Annotated in this window: 22 protein-coding genes; 12 read left to right on the forward strand and 10 right to left on the reverse strand. The window is 32.4% G+C overall.

What is annotated here, in order from left to right; all coding sequences use genetic code 11:
- Position 1: 1 nt before the first annotated feature.
- The 3 genes from ACFWV9_RS00780 (at position 2) to ACFWV9_RS00790 (ending at position 3,938) form a co-directional block, all read left to right on the forward strand.
- The gene (locus tag ACFWV9_RS00780) at positions 2-319 is read left to right on the forward strand and encodes an Hpt domain-containing protein (RefSeq protein WP_411893325.1); all 318 of its coding nucleotides are present in this window, start codon (positions 2-4) and stop codon (positions 317-319) included.
- A 9-nt stretch (positions 320-328) separates the two neighbouring features.
- On the forward strand, positions 329-1,039 hold the full coding sequence (locus ACFWV9_RS00785; RefSeq protein ID WP_411893326.1) for a LytR/AlgR family response regulator transcription factor: 711 nt from the start codon (positions 329-331) through the stop codon (positions 1,037-1,039).
- A 322-nt stretch (positions 1,040-1,361) separates the two neighbouring features.
- Entirely contained in the window at positions 1,362-3,938 is a 2,577-nt protein-coding gene (locus tag ACFWV9_RS00790) for a DUF6923 family protein (protein WP_411893327.1), read from the forward strand.
- Positions 3,939-4,130: 192 nt separating this feature from the next.
- Here ACFWV9_RS00790 and ACFWV9_RS00795 read toward each other — a convergent pair whose 3' ends face one another.
- The 5 genes from ACFWV9_RS00795 to ACFWV9_RS00815 form a co-directional block, all read right to left on the reverse strand.
- Positions 4,131-4,634 (reverse strand): VOC family protein, encoded by a 504-nt coding sequence (locus tag ACFWV9_RS00795; RefSeq protein ID WP_411893328.1) that lies wholly within the window; start codon positions 4,632-4,634, stop codon positions 4,131-4,133.
- A 23-nt stretch (positions 4,635-4,657) separates the two neighbouring features.
- Positions 4,658-5,725: a ribosome small subunit-dependent GTPase A gene (rsgA, locus tag ACFWV9_RS00800; protein WP_411893329.1), complete on the reverse strand. Its 1,068-nt coding sequence runs from the start codon at positions 5,723-5,725 to the stop codon at positions 4,658-4,660.
- Between the two features lie 163 nt (positions 5,726-5,888).
- Positions 5,889-6,503, reverse strand: coding sequence for a hypothetical protein (locus tag ACFWV9_RS00805; protein WP_411893330.1), 615 nt, complete (start codon positions 6,501-6,503; stop codon positions 5,889-5,891).
- A 142-nt stretch (positions 6,504-6,645) separates the two neighbouring features.
- On the reverse strand, positions 6,646-7,611 hold the full coding sequence (locus ACFWV9_RS00810; RefSeq protein WP_411893331.1) for an amidohydrolase family protein: 966 nt from the start codon (positions 7,609-7,611) through the stop codon (positions 6,646-6,648).
- Positions 7,612-7,709: 98 nt separating this feature from the next.
- Positions 7,710-9,773, reverse strand: a complete 2,064-nt coding sequence (locus ACFWV9_RS00815; protein WP_411893332.1) for a tetratricopeptide repeat protein — start codon at positions 9,771-9,773, stop codon at positions 7,710-7,712.
- Between the two features lie 155 nt (positions 9,774-9,928).
- Between ACFWV9_RS00815 and ACFWV9_RS00820 the strand changes: the two genes are divergently transcribed.
- The 3 genes from ACFWV9_RS00820 (at position 9,929) to ACFWV9_RS00830 (ending at position 12,805) form a co-directional block, all read left to right on the forward strand.
- On the forward strand, positions 9,929-10,207 hold the full coding sequence (locus ACFWV9_RS00820; protein ID WP_411893333.1) for an STAS domain-containing protein: 279 nt from the start codon (positions 9,929-9,931) through the stop codon (positions 10,205-10,207).
- A 23-nt stretch (positions 10,208-10,230) separates the two neighbouring features.
- Positions 10,231-11,490: an oligosaccharide flippase family protein gene (locus tag ACFWV9_RS00825; protein ID WP_411893334.1), complete on the forward strand. Its 1,260-nt coding sequence runs from the start codon at positions 10,231-10,233 to the stop codon at positions 11,488-11,490.
- 97 nt (positions 11,491-11,587) lie between these two features.
- Positions 11,588-12,805: a glycosyltransferase gene (locus ACFWV9_RS00830; RefSeq protein WP_411893335.1), complete on the forward strand. Its 1,218-nt coding sequence runs from the start codon at positions 11,588-11,590 to the stop codon at positions 12,803-12,805.
- On the opposite strand, the gene ACFWV9_RS00835 is transcribed toward ACFWV9_RS00830, so the two are convergent.
- From ACFWV9_RS00835 to ACFWV9_RS00845, 3 genes are read right to left on the reverse strand one after another with little or no spacing between them, the layout of a single operon-like run.
- Positions 12,795-14,318: a glycoside hydrolase family 2 TIM barrel-domain containing protein gene (locus tag ACFWV9_RS00835; RefSeq protein WP_411893336.1), complete on the reverse strand. Its 1,524-nt coding sequence runs from the start codon at positions 14,316-14,318 to the stop codon at positions 12,795-12,797. The two genes, ACFWV9_RS00830 and ACFWV9_RS00835, sit on opposite strands and share 11 nt — an antisense overlap.
- Positions 14,311-15,525: a hypothetical protein gene (locus tag ACFWV9_RS00840; protein WP_411893337.1), complete on the reverse strand. Its 1,215-nt coding sequence runs from the start codon at positions 15,523-15,525 to the stop codon at positions 14,311-14,313. The genes ACFWV9_RS00835 and ACFWV9_RS00840 overlap by 8 nt, the downstream gene beginning before the upstream one ends.
- A complete protein-coding gene (locus tag ACFWV9_RS00845) occupies positions 15,526-18,615 on the reverse strand; it encodes a hypothetical protein (RefSeq protein ID WP_411893781.1) in 3,090 nt (1,029 codons plus the stop codon).
- A 182-nt stretch (positions 18,616-18,797) separates the two neighbouring features.
- On the opposite strand from ACFWV9_RS00845, the gene ACFWV9_RS00850 reads away from it, so the two are divergent.
- The 6 genes from ACFWV9_RS00850 to ACFWV9_RS00875 all read left to right on the forward strand — a co-directional run bounded on the left by ACFWV9_RS00850 (position 18,798) and on the right by ACFWV9_RS00875 (position 23,098).
- Positions 18,798-19,985: a response regulator gene (locus ACFWV9_RS00850; protein ID WP_411893338.1), complete on the forward strand. Its 1,188-nt coding sequence runs from the start codon at positions 18,798-18,800 to the stop codon at positions 19,983-19,985.
- A 19-nt stretch (positions 19,986-20,004) separates the two neighbouring features.
- Positions 20,005-20,496, forward strand: a complete 492-nt coding sequence (locus ACFWV9_RS00855; RefSeq protein WP_411893339.1) for a glycosyltransferase — start codon at positions 20,005-20,007, stop codon at positions 20,494-20,496.
- 12 nt (positions 20,497-20,508) lie between these two features.
- On the forward strand, positions 20,509-21,510 hold the full coding sequence (locus ACFWV9_RS00860) for a type I phosphomannose isomerase catalytic subunit (protein ID WP_411893340.1): 1,002 nt from the start codon (positions 20,509-20,511) through the stop codon (positions 21,508-21,510).
- 61 nt (positions 21,511-21,571) lie between these two features.
- The gene (locus tag ACFWV9_RS00865; protein WP_411893341.1) at positions 21,572-22,147 is read left to right on the forward strand and encodes a PhnA domain-containing protein; all 576 of its coding nucleotides are present in this window, start codon (positions 21,572-21,574) and stop codon (positions 22,145-22,147) included.
- A 180-nt stretch (positions 22,148-22,327) separates the two neighbouring features.
- Entirely contained in the window at positions 22,328-22,594 is a 267-nt protein-coding gene (locus tag ACFWV9_RS00870) for a DUF1272 domain-containing protein (RefSeq protein ID WP_411893342.1), read from the forward strand.
- Between the two features lie 186 nt (positions 22,595-22,780).
- The gene (locus ACFWV9_RS00875) at positions 22,781-23,098 is read left to right on the forward strand and encodes an STAS domain-containing protein (protein WP_411893343.1); all 318 of its coding nucleotides are present in this window, start codon (positions 22,781-22,783) and stop codon (positions 23,096-23,098) included.
- Positions 23,099-23,176: 78 nt separating this feature from the next.
- Here ACFWV9_RS00875 and ACFWV9_RS00880 read toward each other — a convergent pair whose 3' ends face one another.
- Both ACFWV9_RS00880 and ACFWV9_RS00885 read right to left on the reverse strand, forming a co-directional pair.
- Entirely contained in the window at positions 23,177-23,641 is a 465-nt protein-coding gene (locus tag ACFWV9_RS00880; RefSeq protein ID WP_411893344.1) for a YybH family protein, read from the reverse strand.
- 44 nt (positions 23,642-23,685) lie between these two features.
- Entirely contained in the window at positions 23,686-24,786 is a 1,101-nt protein-coding gene (locus ACFWV9_RS00885; RefSeq protein ID WP_411893345.1) for a DUF4407 domain-containing protein, read from the reverse strand.
- Positions 24,787-24,876 lie beyond the last annotated feature (90 nt).

The following is a 24,876-nucleotide window of genomic DNA, read 5'->3' on the forward strand; positions in this document are numbered from 1 at the left end:
TATGGAACAACCTAATTTGTCGTATATACATAGCATGTCAGGGGGCAATAAAGACTTTGAACAAAAGCTCATTGGCATCATTAAACAAGAATTTCCACTCGAAAAACAAGAATACATAGATAACATTACAGCTAAGAATTATAAGCTCGCAGCGAATAACGTCCATAAACTTAAACATAAAATTAGTATTTTAGGACTTGAAAAAAGTTATGAGGTTGCGGTAAATTATGAGGATAATTTAATAGACCATAAAACGGATGGTCAAGATGATTTTGAGACCATTTTACAAATCATGACCGATTTTTTAAAGACGCTATAATCTAAAATTATGAATTGTATTATCATTGATGATGAAGCTACTGCCAGAGCTATAATTACACAGCTTTGCACAAACATCCCGGAATTAAATGTATTAGAAGAATTCCCTAATGCAATTCAGGCTATAAAATATCTCAATCAGAATGAAGTTGATCTCATATTTTTAGATATTCATATGCCAGATTTTACAGGTTTTGATTTTATTGAAACCTTGAAAAGTCCACCTAAAATTGTATTAACCACTTCAGATCCAAATTTCGCCATCCAAGCGTTTGAATATGATTGTATTGTAGATTATTTGGTAAAACCAATAGGTTTAGAGCGCTTTAGTAAGGCTATTGAGAAGGCAAAAGCTGTGAAATCACCTACCAAAAAACCTTCAACTACTGATAAAGTAGAAACAAGCTCAGGGAATGATCTTTATGTAAATATTGATAGACGTCTAATTAAAATAGATATTCCAAGTATTTATCTCGTTGAAGCCAAAGGCGATTATATCCATGTTAAAACCGAAGATAAAAACTACACGGTACATTCGACCTTAAAGAAAATAGAGGAGAAGCTACCAGAAAATCTCTTCTTAAAAGTACATCGTTCTTATATTATCAACGTCGATAAAATTATAGATATTGAAGATAACAGTGTCTTGATTAAAAAAGATGTTATTCCTGTAAGTCGTTCTAACCGACCAGAGTTAATGAAGCGATTAAATTTATTATAGAATTACCATTTGTCGACACTTTTAGATTAACCAACGTTCCAATTAGGCATAGTATCGAAATTCATTATATAGTAAATTGACTTCTTTTAAATTTGAAGTATAATCATTCACTAAGAATTAGATTAATAGCGGTTAAAAGGCTTTAGAGAAATCTATAGCCTTTTTTTATACTGATGTTTTATTTACAAGCCAAAATCCATTCATCGACACATATTTGTCAACCAACGTAATAATAATATAGTCAAGCGAAAATTCTTAAAATAAGCTTAAGCCCAGCGTAGATTTGTTCTCAACTAGAATGAAAATGAAAAATTATTACGCTATGAAAAATATTTTACTCTTAGTAACAATTTTAATTACAGGCCTCCAAATTAAAGCCCAGGATGTGCCATTTAATTGTGATTATAATGCCTATTTATTTCAATTTAATGATGTCTACTCCATAGACCTTGCTTCAGGCAACTCATATCTGGTAGCTAAAGATGTTACACCAGGAAACATTAATGCAGCAGCATATAACCCTGCTGATGGTTTTATTTGGGGATCTTTATCTTCACCTTCAAAAACTATTGTAAGAATTGATAAGAACTTTGCAACAACAACCTATTATATAGAAGAATTGCCTACTAATAATCGTTATGTCGGCGATGTTAATGCAGAAGGCATTTATTTCTTAAAAGGAGGAGGAACTACCTATTATAAAATAGATTTGAACCCAGATTCTACTTATTATACCCAACATCAAGCAACAGCATCTTTGTCCCAGAATATTAGCATTCACGATTGGGCTTTTAATGCAGTGGATGGACAATTATACACTGTAGAAAAGAATACTAATAAATTATATAGAATAAATCCTGTTAATGGGCAAGTGACGTCTCTTGGCGTTGTTCCAATTTTAGAAGGTAACAATTATACCTATGGTGCTGTTTATTTTGATGCAGATGGTCGATTTTATGTATCAGCAAATCAAACCGGTACTATATATGTAATACAAAATGTACAAAATGTAAATGATGTAGAAGATATGGATTCAAACCTATTTGCATTTGGTCCATCTAGTTCAAGTAATGATGGTGCACGTTGTCCAACAGCACCAGTGCTACAAGAAATTTGTGATAACGGTATTGATGATGATGGCGATGGCTTAATAGATTGCCAGGACCCTTCTTGCTCTGGTTATGGTATGTGCGATATCTTGCAACCACCCACATCTGGTGGTAATGATGGTGGATTAGAAAGTAATAATAGGTTGTCAGAGCAAATCAATAAAAGAAACTTTAACAGAGTAAAAACAGGTTACAGTTTTGATAAAACTTCAGCCCCACGCATTACCAAAGGTCTAAGTTATGCCAAACGTAACGGTGATTTCACAATAGAGGATTTTATCCCTTTAAACATTATTGGTGAGACAGAAACAATAAATTCAACACCTGCAGATCTATTAAGTATAACTAATGCAACGGACATCTTTGCGGTAGATTATATGGATAATGATATACCCTATGCCTCGATATTGGCATTAAAAACCGAAGATGGTGTCTATGAGCATACCAAATACATCTGTGACCGACTGTTAGGTGCAGAATTAATTTCGGTTTCTACCATAGACATCAACGAGCAACCGTTTATAAAGTCTATCATAAAAAATGTAGATGGTACCTATGAATTTGTATTGAGTCTTTCTGCAAAAGTGGTTAACAATGATACTAATTTTGCCATAGAAAGCCACTGGAATCTCGATCAGTATGAGGAGAATGTTACTTTTTACAATTTTCAGATTTGGGCCAACACCGTAGACAATTTATATCTGTTAGGTGAAGAAGTTATTAATCTTTTGACAATTGAAAAACCAATTTCTGGTTTCAATAACTCAGCTCCTCCTACAGTATTTGTTAGAAAAGGGAAGTACAATAATGGCAATTTAGAATTACAAATAGTGAACACAAATGCAACTGAATCGGTAAGCCTAGATGCAGGCTATAGAACAACAGAAACAAACGAATTTGAAAATTTAAATAGTACCCTAACCTTAGGTGAGCAATACATCACCAATCACACCATAGAAACAGGTGGTTTATTTGATATTGGTTTTAGAATTGGTGATGGTATTGCTACACCAGATGATCTTTTCATGTCTGATGGACCGTGGGGAATAGACGCCTCACAAGAAGGAACTAATGTAAGCCAGTATAATGTTACTCAAAACACAATTGACTTTGAGGAAGATGAATTTCCTATTGAGAGAAACGTTGAATTACGTGCATCAACAAATAGTTATGTTGCGGCCTACAGAGCTTTAACACCAAGATTTAAAGCTGTAGACCTTACAGATTATAACAGTTTAAAGTTGAGTGCTAAAGGCACAGGAAACTTAGAAATCACCTTTGTTAAACAAGGTATTTCACAATGGGAAGATCAGTATAAAACCATTATTGCACTTTCTGGGCAAATGCAAGATTATGTTTTGCCAATTTCAGAATTTACATCTGCTACTTCAAGTAATTTATTGCTAGATGATGTGGTTACCATTGTATTTACTATGGTATCAGAAGATGGTACAGCTGTTAGTAAGTATGTAAGTTTAAATAATTTGAGACTCTCTCAAGACACTGTATTATCCCTTGAAGAAGAAGCCATAGTAGCAAATACAATTAAGGTATACCCAAACCCAATGTCAGCTCAGGCCGAAATCCAATTTACGGTATCGCAAAATGAAACGCTTCAGTTTGTTATTTATAACCAATTAGGCAAACAAGTCTTTAGTACAACGTTTAATGCAGTTGCAGGTCATAATAGATTAACAATACACAGAAATCAATTAAGCACTGGCTTATATTTCTGTAAACTCATTAGTAATCAGAATAATTTTAATTCCCTAAAACTGATTATTAATTAACCCTTTGATTTGTAGGTTAATTCTAGGGGAGAGGCAAAGGCTAATGCTTTTGCCTTTTGGTTTTATATGATAACCAACTATAATCTGAGTTAGGATTGTATTGAGTTGAAAGTTTAATTGCAATTTCTTGACTATAGAATTAAATGAATAAAAATTAAATTAATTAAATACTTTGTTGTTCTCTGTTATTATTTACTCCCAATTATCCATTACTTTTCGTAACGCAGAGCCTTCAACTGCTTCGATTATTTCAAAATAAATTCCATTTAAATCTTTGGCATGTGCAATATTAACCTGAGTAAATGGACTAACCTGTGATTTGGTACATTCAATTCCCAAGTTATGAAAATCACTAACTAAGGCTTCATTGTTATGAGTTTCTAAACCAAAGTGGTCTATTCCTTCTGGATGTTCTTTATTCGCTGGCATCAACTCTATAAATGTTGACTTATTGATTTGGAAATATGCAAATATGAGTTGACCATTTTTATCGTCAAATTTGTAAATCATAGGGAAACCCATAGTATTTGTATAAAAATTTGATGCTTTATCAAAGTCGGCTACTCTGATCCCTACATGATTCAGGCCAATAATTTTACCTTCTTTATTATTTTCGAATCCAATATACTGTCCAGTTATTAATCCTGAAAAAAATAAAATTGGAATAGCGAGGATTATAATAATTTTTGTTTTCATATCATTTGGTATAACCCTTGTGCTTAGTACTTATTTTGTTTGCGTTGTTTTTTAATGTTTTTAATCATTTTCCCAAAGTCTTTGTCCTTTTTTCTTTTTTCCGCAATACTTGATTCAAAAAAGGATCTTTCTTTTTCCATTTTTTGGAAATTATCATATGAATCTGAATCAATTTCACAATTTTCTATTGCATTTTGTATAGCACAACCTTTTTCGTTAGTATGAGTACAGTCATTGAATTTGCAACTTTGAGATAATTCAACAATTTTATCAAATGTAATTTCAAGTCCAGCCGAAGAATCTGTAATACCAATTTCCCTCATTCCAGGATTATCTATAAAAATCCCTCCATTGTCCAAAACAATTAATTCTCGGTGTGTAGTAACATGTTTTCCTCTGTCAATACTTTTACTTATTTCTGCTGTGTTCATTAGTTTCTTACCTGATAGTTTGTTTAAAAGAGTAGATTTTCCTACTCCAGACGACCCTAATAAACAATATGTTTTTCCCTTGTCTATAGAGGATTTTAAATTATCTAAACCGATATTAGATTGAATACTAATAGTAATTATGGAAACACCTTTAATACGTTCTTTTATTGCATTTAGAAGTTCATTTAACTTCTGTTGTTCCACTAAATCTATTTTGCTGAGAATAATAATTGGTTCTACATTTGAGGTATTACATATTGTTAAATAGCGTTCTAAACGATTGATATTAAAATCTCTATTTACTGATTGAACTATTAAACCATAATCAATATTTGTAGCAATTATTTGAGTTTGTGTAGATTTTCCGATCGCTTGTCTCTCAATGATTGAATGTCTTGGAAACACAGCATGTATTAGCGCTTTATTTTCGTCATATTCAGAAATAGCAACCCAATCTCCAACAGTAGGTAAATCGTTTCTACTTTCAGAAGTAAATCTTAAATTGCCAATAAGTTCAGCGTTAAATTCTGTAGTGCTTGTTTTGACCACATACCTATCTTTATGTTCCAATATAACTCGTCCAACTTGGAATTCAGCTAAGTTTTGTTGTATTCTATATTCTTCTAAATCTTTATTATAACCTAAGTCTTCAAGTTTCATTTGAGGTTTTTCGTATTAAGAACGGTCTCGGCTATGATTTCGTTGCGTTGAAAATTCCAGCGGAATTTTCGACCGTAGAAATCCAGCCGTTTAAAGTTAAACTAATTTTGGAAATAGGCGAGTATTAGCAATGAATTATAGCCATTGTTGTGCATAGTATTTTTTATTCCACTATCCATTTTTCATTTCTTTTGGCTTGGTCATTTAACGCCAAATAATGAATTGCTAAAATCAATTGAATATTCGGGTCATTCAGGTCAAAATATTTTTTATTTTTTGATATTTTTGAGTAGAGCAATTGTAAGGAATTAAAGTCTCCTGAAGCATTAATCCAATGCGCATATTCCTCTATTTTAGGATTCTGTTTTCCCAAATCGAAAAGATAATTGTTATATTCTCCAATGGCATTGGCACACAGATGTCTTTTTTCTTTTTCTGTTTTATTTTCAGTTGAGTTACAGAACGACCAAATTTTATCAAACGTTGATTTTGATATTTTTTTGTAAAGTTCCTTTTGTTCTTCAAAGTCAATATCTGTCCAAAATCCATTTCCTGAGGCTTCAAAATATTCGTGAGGAATTCGCTCATAACAAGTTTTAAAATCAGAGTCCTTATTTAGACACATTTGATTTTTAAAAAAGACAGTTATTTTTTTTAAATCGGTTATTTGTTCAGACGTAAAGTTGTTGTTTAATTCAGTTACAGAATATTGAGATTTACAAGCGAAATTCAATTGTAAAATTGTAATTCCAAATATTAATATTATTGCTTTTCTCATATTATGCACAACGGTCTCGGCTATGATTTCGTTGTGGAATCATCCGCAGGATTATTCCGCTTAGAAATCAGCCATTGATTAATACTTATACTTAGGTAAGGCACAAAGCCACAATGAATTATAGCCATTGTTGTACGCAGTTTTAATTTACTTGTCTATAATGCGCATCTATTTCAGATTCAGATAAATTCAGAAATCGAGCAGCGTTGTTATAATAAATATCTCTTTTTTGTTTTTCAGTTAGCCATTCCAAATTATAGATTATTTCAATGTTCTTTCTCACCGTTCCAAAATAGTCAGATGCAAACATTAATCTGTCTCCAAGACCCTCATTAAACAACTTCTTTACTTTGGGTTCCCAAACCTTTTTTGGGGCAAACATACTCACAGCAGAAATCTCACAATAGATTTGAGGGTATAATTTCATAAGCTCTAATGACTGCTCTGAATATCCTCCTCCATAATGCATTAGGTAAATTCTTAAATTAGGATGTTTTTCTAAAATGGGTTTAAGTAATTCTGGATTTGCGTAATCTGGATTATAATTAGGTCTTTCTTCCTTGTGCTTCTCTGGTCTTGGTCTAGAATCTGCATGAATTCCTACAGGTAAATTAAATTCTTCAGCAATCTTCCAGTAAGGTTCTAATCTCTTATCGGTTGGTGGAATACCATAGTAATTAAACATTGATTCTCCAAGGCTTTTGAAGTTCCCCGTTTTGTAAATTTCTCGCAGTTTAGATTCGCTAAAGAATTCTTTGTCACATGGTTCATCTTGTTTCACAGTTTTTATGCAGGGAAAAACCAATCCAGCCCAAAAAATACTATCGGCTTTTGCATACATTTTAGCATATTTTTCTGTGCCTCCACCTAAAACCAACACCACATTATTGTTATTAAAATCTTCAATAACCCAATCTAGTTTTGCGCTATCAATGTCTACTTTTCGTTGATTGTAAGTTTCATTGTCATCAAACCCTTTTGTAATGTGGAAATGCATATCAATAATAGGTTGATTCTTTAAAAATTGATCGATATCTTCTTGAGCAAAAACAGAAGAAATTGAAAAAATTAAAATGAAGATTAATGTTATTGAAAATTGATTTTTCATGTTTTTATCAAAATTGCGTACAACTTGTTATATCACAATAAATATAACTAATTAATAGGTGCTATTATGGGATAACAAAACTTTTAAGCCAAATCTAATTATTTCTTAAATCTTGGCTTGCTGGTTAGGATCCATTTAAATCGCAACCCAATTTCTGTAAAGGTAAAACCAGCAGCAGTGGCAGAAGCAATATTACTATGTGTGCCATAGATATTTAACAAGGTTTGCTCTGAGAACTTATAACCAAATGCGCCCTGTAAACGGTAAGCGGTTTGTTTTGGGTCGTCCTCAATATATTGGTAACCAAATGCTGTAGTAGCATTATAAAACCATTGTTTTGGCTTAGCAATATTTTCGTCTTTAATTAGATTTATAAATATCTCGTAGGCATTAAACTTCTCTGGGCTGAAATAAATATCAGGTACTTGATCCTTAAACGTGATGTATTGGTAATTAAAACCAACTTTTAGACTAGGTTTTGCCGATAGGTTGTAATATAAAGAAGTGAATAACAGGTTTCTTGTATTACCATCGTTTTGGGAAGTATAGATGTATTGCGTATACCAACCCAAATTAAAATTGGTACTTAGATTATAGTTTGCGTAATAATTGTTTTGTACCAATTCACGGTCTAAAAGATCTGCATTAAAGCTTTCTATTTGGCGCTTGTAGCCAATATCCAAGGTTTGTAGTTTAAAAGTCTTAATGTTAAGTACTACATCTGTTAGAAATTGTGTAAAATCTGTTGATTCTGCTTTTGCAGTACTCAGACCTGCACTACCTTTTAAAGTAATGTTAGGTATTAGCTCATAGGATAAGCCAAATGACAAATCATTAGATGATGCCATATTTTTGGTTACTGTATTGTTAGTGTTTCTGTAATTATAATTACCCAATACATTAAGTTTACTAGACAGTGGATATATCACAGTAGTATTAAATGCGAATGCCTTGTTATCACCATTATCAAATGTGTGTGAAGCTCTGCTCTCTAAACTTGGTGATAAATTGAGATTTATTTTATTTATAAAGTTAACAGCATCCTTTTGGTTGTTATAAAATTTAAGAGTGTTATTGGCAGAAGAAAGAGCATCATCTGTGCGTCCTAAGGCTTTAAGTACATTAGCCTTACCCAAGTTGCCATCAAATGATGTGCTGTCGTTGGCCAATATTTGGTTATAGTCTGCTAGACTCTGCTTAAAATTGCTTTTATATACATTTAGCGTAGCACGCAATGCTAAAACCCAGTTTTGGTTGGGATGTTTTGCAATTAGTTTTCTTATTAGATGCTCTGCTTGCTTGTATTTTTTATTCCAGATTAGAGCCTGTACATAGCGCTCTGAAGTTTGTTGGTTTACCTTTTTACTAGTGTTTACAGTTAAACTTTGAAAGGCTTCAGTACTTAAATTTAAGGCTTCCTTTTCGTTGCTTTTTAAATGTGCTACCAATGCCAAACCATTTAACGCTTGGATTTTGTTTTCTGGCTGTGTTGCTAAACGTGCATAAGTAGATTTAGCATCATTGTATTTTTCCCATATAAGATAAAGATTGGCAAGGTTAAGCAGTGTGTCTTTATCGTCATTGAATACACTTAGGTTTTTAATTAATAGCGCTTCTGCTATATCATAGTTTTGTGTTTGCTGGTTTTGGTAGGCATATCCTAAATAGATATACTTTTTTGAAGTTAAAGCATTGGCATTTCCTGGAGAAACCTCTAAGGCTTTATTTACTTGTATTAATGCGTCGTCATAAGACTTTAAATTAGACAGTGTATTGGCGTAGCCTAATAACGCAGCAAAATTTTGTGGCTGTTCAGTTACCAATTTACTATAGTAGGTCTGTGCTTGTTTAAAGTTTTTGTTCCATAATAAAGATTCACCATAGTTGAGCTTAACTTCAAAATCATTAGGGTAATCGTTTAACAGATCACTAAACAATAGATTTGCATCTTCCGCTTTACCATTTAGACCAATAGCTCGTCCATAACACAAACGTGCTGTTTTATTATTAGGATAGTCCTTAAGTATATTATTAAAGAATGTTTCTGCTTGTGCATATTTACCAGTTTCTAAATAGGTAAATCCTTCTTGCATATTCTGAGCAGAAGCATTTAATACTAGGATTAAAAAACAAACTTTAATAAGTGATTTTAATGTTCTCATGATAGTTTCATTTAACTATTTGCAAGTTACGGACATGTACTGCTTCACTCATCTACAGCAAACTGCCATCCGTCGAAATAGAATGCTCATACATGGAATTACGCTTGATATTTGCGTCAGAAATGAACAAAAACTAATTTAAAATTTACAAGATTATGGCACTAACAATTACAGAAAACAACGGCATTTTTAAAGTAGAAGGTATAGTTAATTCTACGACTTCAAATCAGTTAAAAAACCATTGTAAAACACTATTAAATGTCTGTGGTGAAGTTATTATTGATTTGAAAAATATAGCATTTATAGACATTAATGGTTTATTGACTATTCGTTCTTTATATGCCTATGCAAAAGCGTCAAACACATCATTTTATGTTATTGGTGATGGCAGCAAAATTGATCCTAAAAACAAAAAATTTAAAGTAGCAGCTTAATAATTTATAAAATATAAAACGTCATGCAGTTATTAGCGACAATAAAATCTAAAAAACTAACACCAGAACAATTGTTTATGGTCAGTGTATTGGCCGTAAATGGTGGTAATTATTTATATAACCTTATTTTAGGACGTATATTAGGACCAACAGCATTTGCTGATGCTGCAGTACTTATCACGTTTCTTTTGGTGCTGTCTTTTATTGCCATGACATTTCAATTGGTTACGGCTAAATTCTCAGTCTTATTTGAAAATATTGTTTTTACAAGTTTTGTTACCAATGTTTATAAGCAAGCACTTGCTACTGGTGTTCTTTTAGGTATTGGCATTATTTGTTTTTCTGGTGAGCTTCAAACACTTTTTAATACATCGTCAAAATCTATGTTCGTGATTTTTGGATGTGGTGTACCGCTCTACTTTTTAATGAGTGTTAATAGAGGAGCGTTTCAAGGTAAAAAAGCCTATAAATCACTATCCATTACTTATCAAGGTGAAATGCTTAGTAGATTACTAATAACTCTAGGTATAATTTTGGTCTTTAATATTAAATCTTCTGCAGTTATTGCAATTGGGATTTTATTGTCTTTTGTTTTTGGGCTCTTTCCTTTTAAGACCAGCCATATCAATCTTAAAAGCACTATTGTGTTGGAAAAGACGCACAACAAACAGATTAAGCGTTTCTTTTTGCTAACGGCATTCTATGAGTTAACGCAGATTATTATTAATAACAGCGATATATTATTGGTTAAGCACTATTTTGAATCTTATGAAGCAGGTTTATACGCTTCGCTAGCACTAATAGGCCGGATAGTATATTTTATAGCATGGATGTTTGTAATGTTGCTTTTGCCTGCAGTTGTACAATTGAAGAAGGAAAACAAGGAAACGGCATCTGTATTGTTTAAATACGTTGGCTACGTTGGCATAATCTCAACACTCATTATTGTAACCTGTTTAAGCTTCCCGGAATTGATTATTCAAATTTTATTTGGTAGCGACTATTTGGCTATGGCACCCTTATTATGGAAATATGCTATTGCGACATCTATGTTTGCCATCTCAAACATATTTGTGTACTACTATTTGTCCTTAGACAAATATGTTCCGGTAATTATATCAGGCGTATTTGGGATACTGCAAATGGCACTGGTTGTTTTTTTCCATGATTCTTTAGACCAAGTTGTACATATGCAAATAATTGCCATGGTCTTGTTATTAGTGATTCAATTCGGATTTTTTCAACATGAAAACCGTATTCAAAAAAAGGTTAATCTAAAGTAAAAAACCATTCGTCTACAGTAAAGGGCAAACCGCCTAAGGACAAGCATTTTAGTGGTTTTTAAAATGCAAATTTGTACTGTAATTAAAACATATAAAAATGAAATTAGCAATAGTAACAGCATATCCACCGAGTAAAGTCACTCTTAACGAATATGCATACCATTTAGTAAGGCAGTTTAGACAAAAGCAAGAGGTGACAGAGTTAATCTTATTAACAGATAAGACTGAAGGTGAAAAAGATCTTCAGTTTACAGAAGCTGGTTGTAAGATTATTGTAAAAGAGTGTTGGTCTTTTAATAGCTACAAGAATATTTTTTCTGTAACCAAAGCCATAAACCAAACACAACCAGATTCTGTTTTATTCAATCTTCAGTTTATGAAATTTGGAGATAAAAAAATTGCAGCAGCATTAGGATTATTGTTACCATTGGTTTGTAAGTTGAAGCGCATTCCAAACATCGTTTTACTGCATAATATATTGGAGGAAGTAGATTTAGGAAGTGCAGGTTTTACTTCAAATAAAATAATGCAGAAGATATACGGTTTTATAGGTACATCTTTAACAAAGCTCATTCTACAAGCAGATACTGTTGCAGTAACCATGCAGAAATATGTAGATATTTTAGAAGCAAAGTATAATGCTATAAATGTAAAACTAATACCACATGGTACGTTTGAAATTCCTGAACAACCAGATTATAGTTTACCTGATGGTCCATTACAGATAATGACTTTCGGAAAATTCGGAACCTACAAAAAAGTAGAAGGTTTGATAGAAGCTGTTGAACGTGTGAGACAATCTACAGGATTGGATTTGGAAGTTGTTATTGCTGGCACTGATAACCCTAATGTACCAGGTTACTTGGAATCTGTAAAAGAAAAATACAATCATGTGCCTCAATTAAGATTTACAGGTTACGTTGAAGAACAAGAAGTACCTAAATTATTTAAGGAAAGTGCAGTGGTGGTATTTCCATATACATCTACAACAGGAAGTTCAGGAGTATTACATCAAGCGGGAAGCTATGGTAAAGCTGTTGTAATGCCAGATTTAGGAGATTTAGCATTGCTAGTCAAGGATGAAGGTTATATGGGTGAATTTTTTGAGCCAACCAGTGTTGGTAGTTTAGCAAATGCTATTGAAGCTTTAGTTGTAAATGATGCCTACAGATTGCGTTTAGCTAAAACAAATTATAAGGCTGCAACAGCGCATCCTATGTCTCAGATTGCAGACATGTACTTAGATACATTTAATGAAATCATTAATACTAAAAACAGGGTTGAAACCAATACCTCCAAGGAAGTTATTCTTTAGATGAGGAAATATATTTAAACGATGCTTTTTTCGTCCCATTTTTATCGATAAAACCAAAATGCTTTTGAGCATTTTGACGCCAAGGAAGTCCACCTACGACTTCCTTTGGTATTTCGGTAAAGTCATATAAAGTCCAAGACATAAACTGTATGTCATTTTCGTTAAATATGGTTTGGATGTTTTTATGATATTTTGCTTGGTCTTCTTCTGTATTACCTAGTGGATTCCAAAACCCATTATAAGAGGACAAACCATATTCAGTGATAATAATAGGTTTAGCTTTAATTTTAGATTTAAGCGCATTGTACTGTTGCGACAAATTATCTAAGTTGTCATAATAATGAAATGTAATAAAGTCTAACTTATCTGTTAAGAGCTTAGCACTTTCAATATTAGACCAGCCAATTGTAATAGGATGATTTACATCTATAGATTTAACATGGTCTATCATTTTATCTAGCCATACTAAGACTAATGCTTTTCCTCTATTTTCAAAATCAAGGTTTGGTTCATTTTTAATGTCCCAGCCTAATAGTGCTTCATGATCTTTAATATGACTTACTATGACTGTTGCATGACGTTGTGTTAATGACCAATCTAATACAGAGTAGTCGCCATAAAAGTCAAAAAGCGTAATTAACACCTTAAGTTTTTGTTCTGTAGCAAGATCTAAAACTGTAGTTAATTTTTCTAATTTTTCAAATTTAACATTAGACTTTCCAAAATCTTCATAAGGCACAAATATTCTAATACTATTAAGGCCAGAAGATTTAATAAGTTTAAAATCCTTTGCAATAATGGTTGGGTCAAAACTATCACCAAACATATTCCAAGGTGTTCCTTTTGGATAATAATTAGTGCCTTTTAAATCACTAATTTTAAAAGCATTTGATAATGCTTTTGGATTGTAAAAATCACTTTTGGTTTTAACTAGATGTCGTATTCTCCAGAAACCATCTTCTAATAGCATTGTGATTTTGTAAGTTGAAATTTCATTTATTTCTGAAATGAGTTGCTCACCTTTGAAGATACGTTTGTATTCAACAACATTGTTGTCTGTAAGCACAACCATTTGTCCATCTTCGCTAAAAAATTCTAGGTTAGGGTTATGTGAAAGCGTAGTACCTTCAATTGATACTAGACTTTTTGAATTGAGGTCAATGATATTAAATAAATTGAGTCGTGCACTTTTGGTATAGTAATCCTTAATACCTGTTTTCGTATTGGATTTAAATGAGAGATGTTTTACGTACCAAGCGTCTAAATAATCGTTTTCAATAGTTTTGAGAGTTTGCTCATCTATTGATCGGCCTTCATTATTAATGGGTTCCCAGTTAAATTCTGGCAGGTACTGTTCAACTTGTTTAATCTCCGTATGCAACATTGTACTTCTGTCTGCACCAGTGTTTAGATAAGTAAATATCGCAGCAATACCATAAATTACTAATGCCGTTAAAAATAAATAGATTAAGAGTATTACACCACGCAATATGTTTTTGTTATAACTATTCATTGGTGATGTTTGTAAATGATTTAGTGAGTCCGGCAGTTTCTATTTCGAAGTCGTATGTACCTTGTGGATATTCATCTGTACTTAAATGAAACAAAGCAAAGCCATTAGAGCTTTGTTTCATTATTTCATTAACTAAACTATTGTTTTGATATAATTTTAATGTAATGGACAAACCATCAGGTACGCGCTGTTTCATAAAGCTTTGCAATGGTCCCACGGTTATGTGTCTTTTGTCTTCAGAAAATGCAACTTCAAAATTAGAAATAGCTTGTTTGTAGTCTAAAGTAATCGTATCACTATTTGCCATGCCTTCAATATATGCTTTTACCGACCATTGTTCTTCATGATCTGGATGTAATATTTTAGCTGTTGCCATGCCATTAATTGTTGTGCCAAATGTTTGAGTCTTATTTCCATTTTGGTCGGTGATATAAAAGATTACAAATGTACCATCACTAACTAAGTTATCATACCTGTCTTTAATTTCTGATGTTTTGAAGATGGTGATTTGATTGCCATCAGCATAATTATGAACACGCTCTGCTTTAATTGTAAAATCAGTTGGTATAGCCGGCATTACATTAACATCGTATTCTTTAGAATTTAAATCTAAACATTCTGAGCTAATGAGTATGCGACCACTTTGTTTATAGGAATTTATTGTTTTGTAAGCGAAACCGTGATCCGTAAATACATCATTAAAAATTTCATTATCTAAAAATTGATGCTTAATCTGTACTTTAGTACTATCTGCCATAGGATTATCTAAATCATCTGTTGGTATAACAATAAGCATTGTATAATCGGTGCCACCTGCTTCTATGCTTGGAGGGCCTAGATAACTTTCAATGGAGTTAATGGTTGGTTTTGGTCTTATAGTTAATTGTCCTTTTATAGCTTCTGAATTTGAGAGGAGTTGCCAATTTATAACACCAGATTTTTTTGAAACAGAATCTGGGATTAGAAAATTAAGAATGTTATCATCAATTTCTGGCTCTATTAAAAGAGAGCCATAACTGTTTGAACAGTATAATTGTACATCTGAGTCTGTACTAAAACTGAATTCTAAGCTTACTTTTTCACCAGCAATAAACACCGTTTTATTAGTATTCAATGTATAAGTTGCCTTTAGAGTCTTATTCTGAAAAGACAAAGCGTAAATCAGTATGAATGCCAATATTGATATGTAAATAGATTTTGTAGTCATTTAATTTAGGTTGCCTATATAAGTATTAATTTCAAGTTTTACATAGTTATATTCTGAGTGACTAATATATTGGTGCTCTAAGTTATTATGGTTTTGTATCCTGTCTGCTACAATTTTATTTGAAATGGCATCGTTTGGTAAACCATTGACATAACAATTGCGCATATCTTCGCTAATAATTTCAATAGGTGAATTATCTATTAATTTATATTTAAAATATTGTTGCCGTTGTTGTCTTAGCCCTTCCTCAATAAATAAATGGTCTACCCATTTTAATTTTTTATCTGCTGTATAATAAGACACCAAAAGTTGAGGTATGGTGACTTCTTCTGTGCCAGTATTAACAATTTTACCGTATAATAAACCCTTGTCTTTTTTAGAAACTGTAACAGAAGTGTTTTTAAATAAATCAGAACCAGAGACATTACCTGCTGCTTGCAAATTAAACTTTGTAGGTTGCTCCTCTAATTCAATAGGTGTAAATTCATCTGGGTTAAACGTTTTAGGAATTGAGTCTTGAGTTTTAGACCATGCAATACCTTCAAAATTTATTCTAAATGAACTCACTTCTTTTGGAAATAATTTGTGCTTTACATGGTACTTAGCGTTGTATGTAGCTAATTTTTTATTGTCATCATTATACAAGGTTCCTTTTAAAACTACATCGGATGGTACATTGTCTATATTTTGTATTTCACCAACAATAGCATAACTATTTTTATACTTTACAAGCTTAGCGTCTAATATTTCTAAAACAGGTTGTTTTAAAACATCTTCATGATGTGTCTGCTCGGTAGTAATGCGTCGCCTTCCTTGGTTAAAGTATTTAGTTATATTATCAGAATATAATTGATCTGGTGGAAGATCTACATTAATATCATCAGGTTGCAAATACCACTTATCATTAATTTTAATGAGTTTTTTATAATCTGTTTTTTTTATTTTTTCGAGAGGTGTAATCCAGTCCGTAAATACTTTTAAGCTTGCTAGGTTGTCCGTTTTGCTGATAGTTTTAGTGCTAATAGCATCTAATTTTGCATAAGAACTTAATAAACCATCTGTTACTGAAACCTCTAGCATGTATTGTGCAATAGAGATATCACTTTTTGGGTTGATTAGGCTATGGGCTTTTTCAAATTCTTTGAAATCTAAAGCATCATAGTAGGCTAGTATGGCGTTTTCTGGTGAATGGTGAGATTCATTTTTAATGTAGAAAAGGTAAATCCCATAGCCTATAATTAGGGCCAAAATTATAGACCAAATATGCATTACTTTTAATACACCTCCAGAGAATTTTGAATAGCTATTCTGAAACTTCATATATATTGGTGGAGCTGTGAACTTAGTCTTTAACGCATGCACCAATAAAAACTGAATATTTAGAATAAATGCTATGATTACCGTTAAAAAAGGAATTGTACCCCAAAGTACTTTTTGCCAGGTGCCAACATCCTCTTTTGGAAGGATGGAAGACAATGGTGGCACATTTAATTTTTCCCATACCATAATGCCATTTTCTAATTGACGTAGGCGTTGCCAGCCACAGAAGTAGAGAATAGGGTCGTAAAACTTGTCATTAGAAAAGATATACTTTAAGTTATATTTTTCTGGTGTGGTTAAGAACTGCTGTAATGAACCAATACCTTCAATACCTTTAAATTTTGAATTTTCCAAACGCTCTATTGGTCGGGTTGTTAATTCCGGAAGCCGTCTTGCGGAATGGTAGTTGCCATCTACTGATAACGCATTAATTTGTGCAGAAAGCCATGCCATCTGATCACCAAATCCTAAGGTCATATATCGCCATTGATCATGCTGGTCTTGGTTAAGGAAGTTAACAATGGGCAACATTTTAATTTTTTGAGGCTGTGAAGGCTTAAAATAGCCCAGACTCATGGTAAAAATTGTCATGAATAATAAAAGGCCAGACAAAATACCACCTGAAATTCTATGAAACACAGCACCAAATCTTTCCTGAATCAAAGCTTTTAAATCACCTTCTACAAAGCGAAAAGCAAATTCTCCAAATAAGGGTAAAGACATTATAGAAGCCCATAACGTAAAACGGTCTAGAGTTAAAATATTGAATGCGGTTTCGCCAAGAACCAATCTAGGAATCTGTGTAGTTCCACCAGTACCTAAAACAAACAAAATGGTGATTGATAAACCAAAGAATAAATATCGTTTGCTGTAATATCTATAAAAAATATAAGGTAAAAGCACAAGTAAAACACCCCAAGGAATTAAAAAGAACACCAATCCTGAGGAGGTAATCTCAAGGAAATTATCCCGAGATCCATGAGGAATAGGTACTTGGGTAATTGGATTGTTTTTGGAATTAATCCAATAAGGCAAAATACATCCTATAATAATGATTAAGGAAAGCATGCCAAAACTAATAATCCGTTTAAAAAGCTTAAAAAAACTATTGACAAATACCTTAATTGTAACTTCTTTGATGGATTGTACTTTATCTCTGGCATCGTCCATAATGACCATGCCAATTAATGGAAAAATGAAGAATACCATACCGAATATTGGTGTCACATGATGCGAGGTAACTGTAACTGCAATGAGTGATAAGGATGTGGCTAAATAACGCCATTTACCCTTTTTGAGCCATAAATATATTTCTGGTAAGGCGTGCATTAGTACTGAAATACCAATAATACTAGGTAGCTGACCAAAGATATGGAGTGTTTCTACAAATGATGATGAAAACACAGCAAGGACAGAAGCATAACCGGCAACAGTTTTATTTGATGTAATAAGTAATGAGAAACGATAAACACCAGTTATAAATAAAATGACGCCTATTATAGCTACAGTAAACATCCCAAATTTTAAACCACCGATATAAGAGAGTGCAGCAATAGATTGGTGTACTAGTGGCGGATAACTCATTACCGTAAAACCTGTATACCATTTATAGTTCCATGGCTCGAACCAGCTACCTGAATAGTGGTCTGCAAAAAACAAATGTATTAATGCATCATAGGTAGTTTCTAGTGCAAAGAAAATAGAAGTACCATGAAATGCAATACCAATGAGTAAAGCTACAATCAGATATTTATTTGAGGCATTTTTCATGTAAGACCTTGATCCTAATATCAATGATGTAAAGATATATAATTAAAGAGGTCATTCCATTTTTAATCATCTAAACCAATTAGCCATTCGTCTATACTAATAAGCGCATTAGTCTAAATTAAAAATTTTCGAATGTCAATAACGATACTTTTGAACGTAGAAATTACATAAAACAATTAATTATGAAGGTTTTAGCAATAGACGATCAACAATTAGTCTTACTTCCATTACAGAAACGATTAATGGACTTAGGATATGAAGTAGCAATAGAAACAGATGCTATAAAAGCATTAGAGACATATAACGAATTTAATCCAGATTTGGTCATAGTAGATTTAAATATGCCTAACATTTCAGGTTTTGAAGTTATAACACATATAAGAATTACAAAGGCATCATCAACACCAATAATGATTTTATCTGGAAATACAAAAGACGAAGCCATTACAACAGCTTTTGAACTTGGCGTAAATGATTATATGAAAAAGCCATTAAGTCTTATTGAGATTTGTGCAAGAGTAAAAAATTTAATTGGTGCACCTAAGATGAATTCCACTATTGAATCAGAATCGAAAGTAATGATTCAGCAACGCTGTGTGGGTGTTGTAATTCCATGTTATAATGAAGAGGAAAGACTTTTAAGTGAAGAGTTTTTAAGATTTGTAAACACAAATTCTGGATATCATTTATGTTTTGTAAATGATGGCAGTAAGGATAATACAATGGCTGTGCTTAGAGATCTACAAAAAGGAAGAGAAGATTACATAACAGTTTATGATTGTGAAAAGAATGGCGGTAAAGCTGAGGCTGTAAGACTTGGAATGTTGCACATGGCCAAAAAAGAAGATTTGGATTATATAGGTTTCTTAGATGCTGACTTATCAACAGATTTAGCGGATTTTGATGATTTGGTTAAAACCATTGAAAAGTCAAATTTTAAGATCGTAAGTGGTTCTCGTATCTCAAGAATGGGAGCTGATATTACTAAGGAGTCTGCAAGAAAAATAATAAGCTTAACTATCAATTTTATCATAAGAAAGATTTTATCCATGGATTTTAAGGACACGCAATGTGGTGCGAAGATTTTCCATAAGGATGTTATTGATATTGCTTTTAAAGAAAAGTTTGTTACCCAATGGATTTTTGATGTAGAAATCTTTAAGCGTATGGCCATTCACTTTGGTTTGAAAAAAGCCAAAACGCTTCTGTGTGAGCAACCGTTAAAACGCTGGATTCATGCTGATGGCTCTAAATTATCCATGAAAGATTCTGTAAAAATTGTATTGCAACTAGCACAAATTGCATGGATTTATAGAAGCCGTAAAGATCTTAAAACTCATAGTTTAAATTCTAAGTTAGAAGTAGTTTAATCCATTTATCAAATAAAATATGAAAATAGGTGTAATCATTATTTTCCACAATAATCAAGATGAAATTTATACGGATGAGTTAATTCAAACTATAAAGTCTATAGATGACATAGAACTCTGTTTTGTTGATAATGAAAGCAGGGACAAAACTTTAGAAAAATTAAGAGAGATTAAAGAATCTTGCAATAATGTCTCTATTGTAGAAATAAAAAAACACATTACCCAACAAGCGGCAAAACGAGCGGGCGCTAGGTACGTTTTTAACAACTTTGACTTGAGACACATTGGATATTTAGATGTCAATGTTTTAAAAGCCCATCATTATAATTTTAATGAGGTTGTGAAATCACTAAGCCGTGATAAAGAGGTGATAATAGAGTTTAACAAAGAAATAAAACGTCAACAAACAGTAAAACCAACATTATTTAAAAGTGTTTTTTCTCTTCTGGAATTCTTGAGAAGTAAAAACATAGATAAAATAGGTGCAACAATAAATTTAATCAAAGTTTAATAATCAATAGTTATGGAGGCATATCCGATAAAATTTAGACCAATACTAAAAGAAAAAATTTGGGGAGGAGACAAACTTACCAAACTATACAATAAAGATTCAAACTCTAAATCTTTAGGGGAAAGCTGGGAGATATCAGGAGTAGAGAATAATGTTTCTGTCGTTGCAAATGGTATTTATAAGGGCAAAACCTTAAATGAATTAATTCAAAATTTTAAAACTGAATTTTTAGGATTTGCAAACATCAGAAGCTTCGGTGAGAATTTCCCACTTTTGATTAAATATTTAGATGCAAATAAAAACTTATCCGTACAAGTACATCCAGATGATAAAATGGCTGAAGAATATCATAATTCATTCGGAAAGACCGAAATGTGGTATATTATGGATAATGAAAAAGATGCTGAAATTATTTTGGGGTTAAAAGATCAACAGCTTGATAAAAGCAAACTTGGAGATATTAACGCAAAAAATGTCAGAGAGATTTTTAATTCTGTAAAAGTAAATAAGGGAGACAGTTATTTTATACCTGCAGGCAAAGTGCACGCTATTGGTGAAGGAGTTATGGTTGCAGAAATTCAGCAAACTAGTGATATCACCTATCGTGTATACGATTGGGATAGAGTTGATGATAGCGGTAATACAAGAGAACTACATACGGATTTGGCAACAAAAGCAACTAAGGTATTTCCGTCGACAGGCAAAAGTAACTATGCATTGCAACAAGGCAAGTCTAGTAATTTGGTGAACTGTAACTTTTTTACAACAAACATTTTTAAAGTTAAGGGTGAAGAAACTAAAGATTATTCATTCTTAGATTCTTTTGTAATCTTTATGTGTGTTGAAGGAAGTGCAGAAATAATTCAAAATGGTTTATCTGAAGTTATAACTATGGGAGAAACTATTTTAATACCAGCAAATTCAAAAGATGTTTGTTTTAAAGCTAATGATGCAAAATTTCTAGAAGTTTATATTGAAGGAAATAGTGCGAGTTCAAAAAAATTAGCTTCGTAGACAAGTAATTTTCGAAGAATTGCCAATTGCTATTCTTATTTTTGTTGGCATAATTATTTATATGTCATTAGAAAAACAACTTCAGCAACGCAGTAGCTCAAAATGCGAGCTATGTGGCCAACAGGAACAGCTTTCGGCATATACTGTGCCAAATATCAAAGAAAACAGTCTTAAAACAGCTTTGTATGCTTGTAACACCTGTATTGAGCAAATGGATGATTCAGAAAAAATTGATTCTAATCATTGGAGGTGTCTTAATGATAGTATGTGGAGCGAACATGATGCTGTAAAGATTATGGCTTGGCGAATGCTACAAAGAATAGAAGAGGATTGGCCTCAAGATTTGTTGGGAATGATGTACTTGGAAGATGAGCTATTAGAACTGGCTAAAGCGTCTGGTGATGGTGAAGATGACGAGAATAAGATTATTCATAGAGATGTAAATGGCGTGGTATTACATACAGGTGACTCTGTAGTGCTGATTAAAGATTTAAAAGTTAAGGGGTCTAGTATGGTAGCTAAACAAGGTACTGCAGTGAGAAATATTAGATTAGATCATGAAAATGAATCGTACATTGAGGGTAAAGTAGATGGCCAGCACATTGTCATTATCACACAATATGTAAAAAAGACCTAATCGGTATCTTTTTTCTTAAACAAAAAACCAATCGGAAACATCAATACAAGAAATAAATACTTGCCTGTTATGATTCCATAAATTGTAATCGTTGCAAGTATTAGCATTAAGAATACTTTGTAATTGTATTTCATAATGCAAAAATAATTGACTAATTTCAAATAGAGAAAATAAACTTCAATGCTAGAAATTAGGCCTTCTTGTGAACATTGTAATAAAAACTTACCTTTTGATAGTGATGAAGCTATGATTTGTACATTTGAGTGTACCTTTTGTAAAAACTGTGTTGAACTTTTACAGCATGTTTGTCCCAATTGTGGAGGAGGTTTTGAAAACCGACCAATACGTCCAAGTAATATGCTAGAGAAATATCCTGTTTCTAAAAAGGTGGTTCACAAACCAATAGATATAGAATTGCATATAAGAACAATTAATAAGGATCAATAATCTGTTGTTCATCGACAAAAATGACACCCATATTCAACACAACAATTCTATTTTGCCGTTTGTCGATTTTATCATAAAACCTTCCATAATTATTACGAAATTTAGGTAATCCCTTAAAGATTATTAGCACCCAATTTACTGATTAATAGCCTTGAATTATTATTAATGAATTAACATTTGTGTATTATGGATTTACAAATTACCAGTTACAATAACCGCTTTAGAATAAAAGGGACGTTAAACAAACTTAGTTTAAAAACGTTCGATGCTCACTTTTCAAATATTTTTCAAAAACTTGATGAAGTCATATTAAATATTGAACATATTGAGAGTATTGATAGAGCAGGGGTAATGGCTCTAGCAAAACTGCATAATGAGTCCATTAATAGATCAAAAAAATTATCAATAATCGGTTTAGGTTGTAAGGAATTATACGATCATTTTAAATCCGAAGAAGAAACAAATACGGCTTCAATACCTTCAGGTTCTATTGTAGCCGCCTGATTAATATAGCTTTTTGATGTAAAGTGCAGTACAGTCCGCTTTTGGTGACAGATAAGTGGCTTTATTGCACTTTATTTTTTAGCAAGACATATCCGCAACAATTTTCCATTCCCCATTTATTTGTTTAAATATTATAATGAATATTCCGTCTGCATCTCCAATGTTGCGTTTTAGATGATATTCTCCCATTACCCAATAATTGTTCCCTTCAATTTTAGAAATGTCATTAATAACAAAGTTTAATTCTCCACTTTCTGTTTTGGTAGGATATCTTTTCTTATAGTTTGCTAAGGTTTGCTCCCAGCCTAAAGTTAATCCACTAGCACCATAGAACTTTAATTGGTCGTTTCTCCAATAGCCAGCCATAAACCCTTCTAAATCATGTTTGTTCCAAGCTGTTACTTGCTGTTGCAATACCAATCTTATACCAGCTTCCGCGAGCTCATATTCTGTAGATTCTTGAGTAGTGGTATTAATATCAGCTTTTACACTAATACAACTTGTAAATAATAAGGCGGCAAAAAGACCATTTAGATATTTCATAAGATTGAAGTTTTATTTCAATCCTAAAAATAGCAACTAATTACTTAAAGTGCAGATTTTTGGTTTTTAAAAAATGCATCCGCTTGTAATTGCATAAGTTCTCGTGCTTTTTTACGCTTGTAGTTCATTACTTCTTCCTCGTCTGCAATTTCTGTGTAGACTTTGTTATTAATATCATTATCAGTTTTTAGAAGCAATTTGCGTTCTGCTACCTTTTGCATCGTCCATGTTTTCACTGTAGTTTCCTGGTCTTCTAATCTAAAGTCATATTCACCTTTTGGTGAAATTAATTTTGCAAAAATAGGTGAGGTTTCAATGGCTAAAAACAATAAGAAAATAAAAAATGATGGTAACCATGGCAGTGCGCCCAAAGCATTAACACGTGCCATTAAACCATCAAAATTATCAATGATAGGTTGCGAATCACTAACATTGGCTTTATAATCACCTTGCAAACTTACTATTTCACTTTCTAAAGTGGTTATCTTGGCTTTATTTTCAGTTTTTAACTGCTGCAATTCAGCTAGTGCAGCATCGTGCTTTTCTCGCTTCTCTTTGTAAACAGGACCTTTACCAAGTAACATGGTGCCAGCAGTTCCTTCAGCCTCAGTGATAAAGGTGTCATAGAGAGCATTAACTTCTGTTTCTTTAGTGTCAACTTGAGATTCTAGGGCCGTAATTTGATTTTGTAAATCTGATATTTTTGGATTGTATTGCTCAGCAATCTGGTTCTGATTTGCTAAGGTTAATTCATTTTTTTGCTCTAATAAGACCTGATTTATTTCTTTTTCAAAAATCTTAAGTTCTAAAGGTTTTGAGATAACAACCGCAATAATAACTGCTAAAAGTATCCTTGGTATAGCCTGTAAAAATTCGTCAATAGAACTATCTCGTTTCTTAATTGTAGATACGATATAACGGTCTAGATTAAAAATTAAAAGGCCCCAAATAAAACCAAAGAAAATCGAGGTTAATAGATTGTCAAAAACTGTATAGAGAGCATAACTAGCAGCAATTGAAGCCATGAGTGCTGTGAAAAAAACAGTGGCACCTATACCAGCATATTTGTTTTGTTCACCATTAGAGCATTCATCTAAAATTACAGTGTCTGCTCCTGAGCAAAGGATAAAGAATTGTTTTAGCATGATGTTTTCTGATTGATGTATAGAGTATTAGAACGCTAAAACAATGTTTTTGTTACACTTTTTATAAAAAAAGCCTCATTCATTTGAGGC

Source organism: Winogradskyella sp. A2 (assembly GCF_046762865.1).
In the GTDB taxonomy this organism is placed as follows: Bacteria; Bacteroidota; Bacteroidia; order Flavobacteriales; family Flavobacteriaceae; genus Winogradskyella.

What these genes read in the sequence shown, in the direction of transcription:
- ACFWV9_RS00830 (WP_411893335.1), top strand. Translation starts at nt 11,588, where the DNA reads ATGAAATTAGCAATAGTAACAGCATATCCACCGAGTAAAGTCACTCTT.
- ACFWV9_RS00855 (WP_411893339.1), top strand. Translation starts at nt 20,005, where the DNA reads ATGAAAATAGGTGTAATCATTATTTTCCACAATAATCAAGATGAAATT.
- ACFWV9_RS00885 (WP_411893345.1), bottom strand. Translation starts at nt 24,786, where the DNA reads ATGCTAAAACAATTCTTTATCCTTTGCTCAGGAGCAGACACTGTAATT.
- rsgA (WP_411893329.1), bottom strand. Translation starts at nt 5,725, where the DNA reads ATGAAACTTGAAGACTTAGGTTATAATAAAGATTTAGAAGAATATAGA.
- ACFWV9_RS00820 (WP_411893333.1), top strand. Translation starts at nt 9,929, where the DNA reads ATGGCACTAACAATTACAGAAAACAACGGCATTTTTAAAGTAGAAGGT.
- ACFWV9_RS00815 (WP_411893332.1), bottom strand. Translation starts at nt 9,773, where the DNA reads ATGAGAACATTAAAATCACTTATTAAAGTTTGTTTTTTAATCCTAGTA.
- ACFWV9_RS00810 (WP_411893331.1), bottom strand. Translation starts at nt 7,611, where the DNA reads ATGAAAAATCAATTTTCAATAACATTAATCTTCATTTTAATTTTTTCA.
- ACFWV9_RS00780 (WP_411893325.1), top strand. Translation starts at nt 2, where the DNA reads ATGGAACAACCTAATTTGTCGTATATACATAGCATGTCAGGGGGCAAT.
- ACFWV9_RS00875 (WP_411893343.1), top strand. Translation starts at nt 22,781, where the DNA reads ATGGATTTACAAATTACCAGTTACAATAACCGCTTTAGAATAAAAGGG.
- ACFWV9_RS00785 (WP_411893326.1), top strand. Translation starts at nt 329, where the DNA reads ATGAATTGTATTATCATTGATGATGAAGCTACTGCCAGAGCTATAATT.
- ACFWV9_RS00805 (WP_411893330.1), bottom strand. Translation starts at nt 6,503, where the DNA reads ATGAGAAAAGCAATAATATTAATATTTGGAATTACAATTTTACAATTG.
- ACFWV9_RS00865 (WP_411893341.1), top strand. Translation starts at nt 21,572, where the DNA reads ATGTCATTAGAAAAACAACTTCAGCAACGCAGTAGCTCAAAATGCGAG.
- ACFWV9_RS00850 (WP_411893338.1), top strand. Translation starts at nt 18,798, where the DNA reads ATGAAGGTTTTAGCAATAGACGATCAACAATTAGTCTTACTTCCATTA.
- ACFWV9_RS00840 (WP_411893337.1), bottom strand. Translation starts at nt 15,525, where the DNA reads ATGACTACAAAATCTATTTACATATCAATATTGGCATTCATACTGATT.
- ACFWV9_RS00880 (WP_411893344.1), bottom strand. Translation starts at nt 23,641, where the DNA reads ATGAAATATCTAAATGGTCTTTTTGCCGCCTTATTATTTACAAGTTGT.
- ACFWV9_RS00790 (WP_411893327.1), top strand. Translation starts at nt 1,362, where the DNA reads ATGAAAAATATTTTACTCTTAGTAACAATTTTAATTACAGGCCTCCAA.
- ACFWV9_RS00870 (WP_411893342.1), top strand. Translation starts at nt 22,328, where the DNA reads ATGCTAGAAATTAGGCCTTCTTGTGAACATTGTAATAAAAACTTACCT.
- ACFWV9_RS00860 (WP_411893340.1), top strand. Translation starts at nt 20,509, where the DNA reads ATGGAGGCATATCCGATAAAATTTAGACCAATACTAAAAGAAAAAATT.
- ACFWV9_RS00835 (WP_411893336.1), bottom strand. Translation starts at nt 14,318, where the DNA reads ATGAATAGTTATAACAAAAACATATTGCGTGGTGTAATACTCTTAATC.
- ACFWV9_RS00845 (WP_411893781.1), bottom strand. Translation starts at nt 18,615, where the DNA reads ATGAAAAATGCCTCAAATAAATATCTGATTGTAGCTTTACTCATTGGT.
- ACFWV9_RS00825 (WP_411893334.1), top strand. Translation starts at nt 10,231, where the DNA reads ATGCAGTTATTAGCGACAATAAAATCTAAAAAACTAACACCAGAACAA.
- ACFWV9_RS00795 (WP_411893328.1), bottom strand. Translation starts at nt 4,634, where the DNA reads ATGAAAACAAAAATTATTATAATCCTCGCTATTCCAATTTTATTTTTT.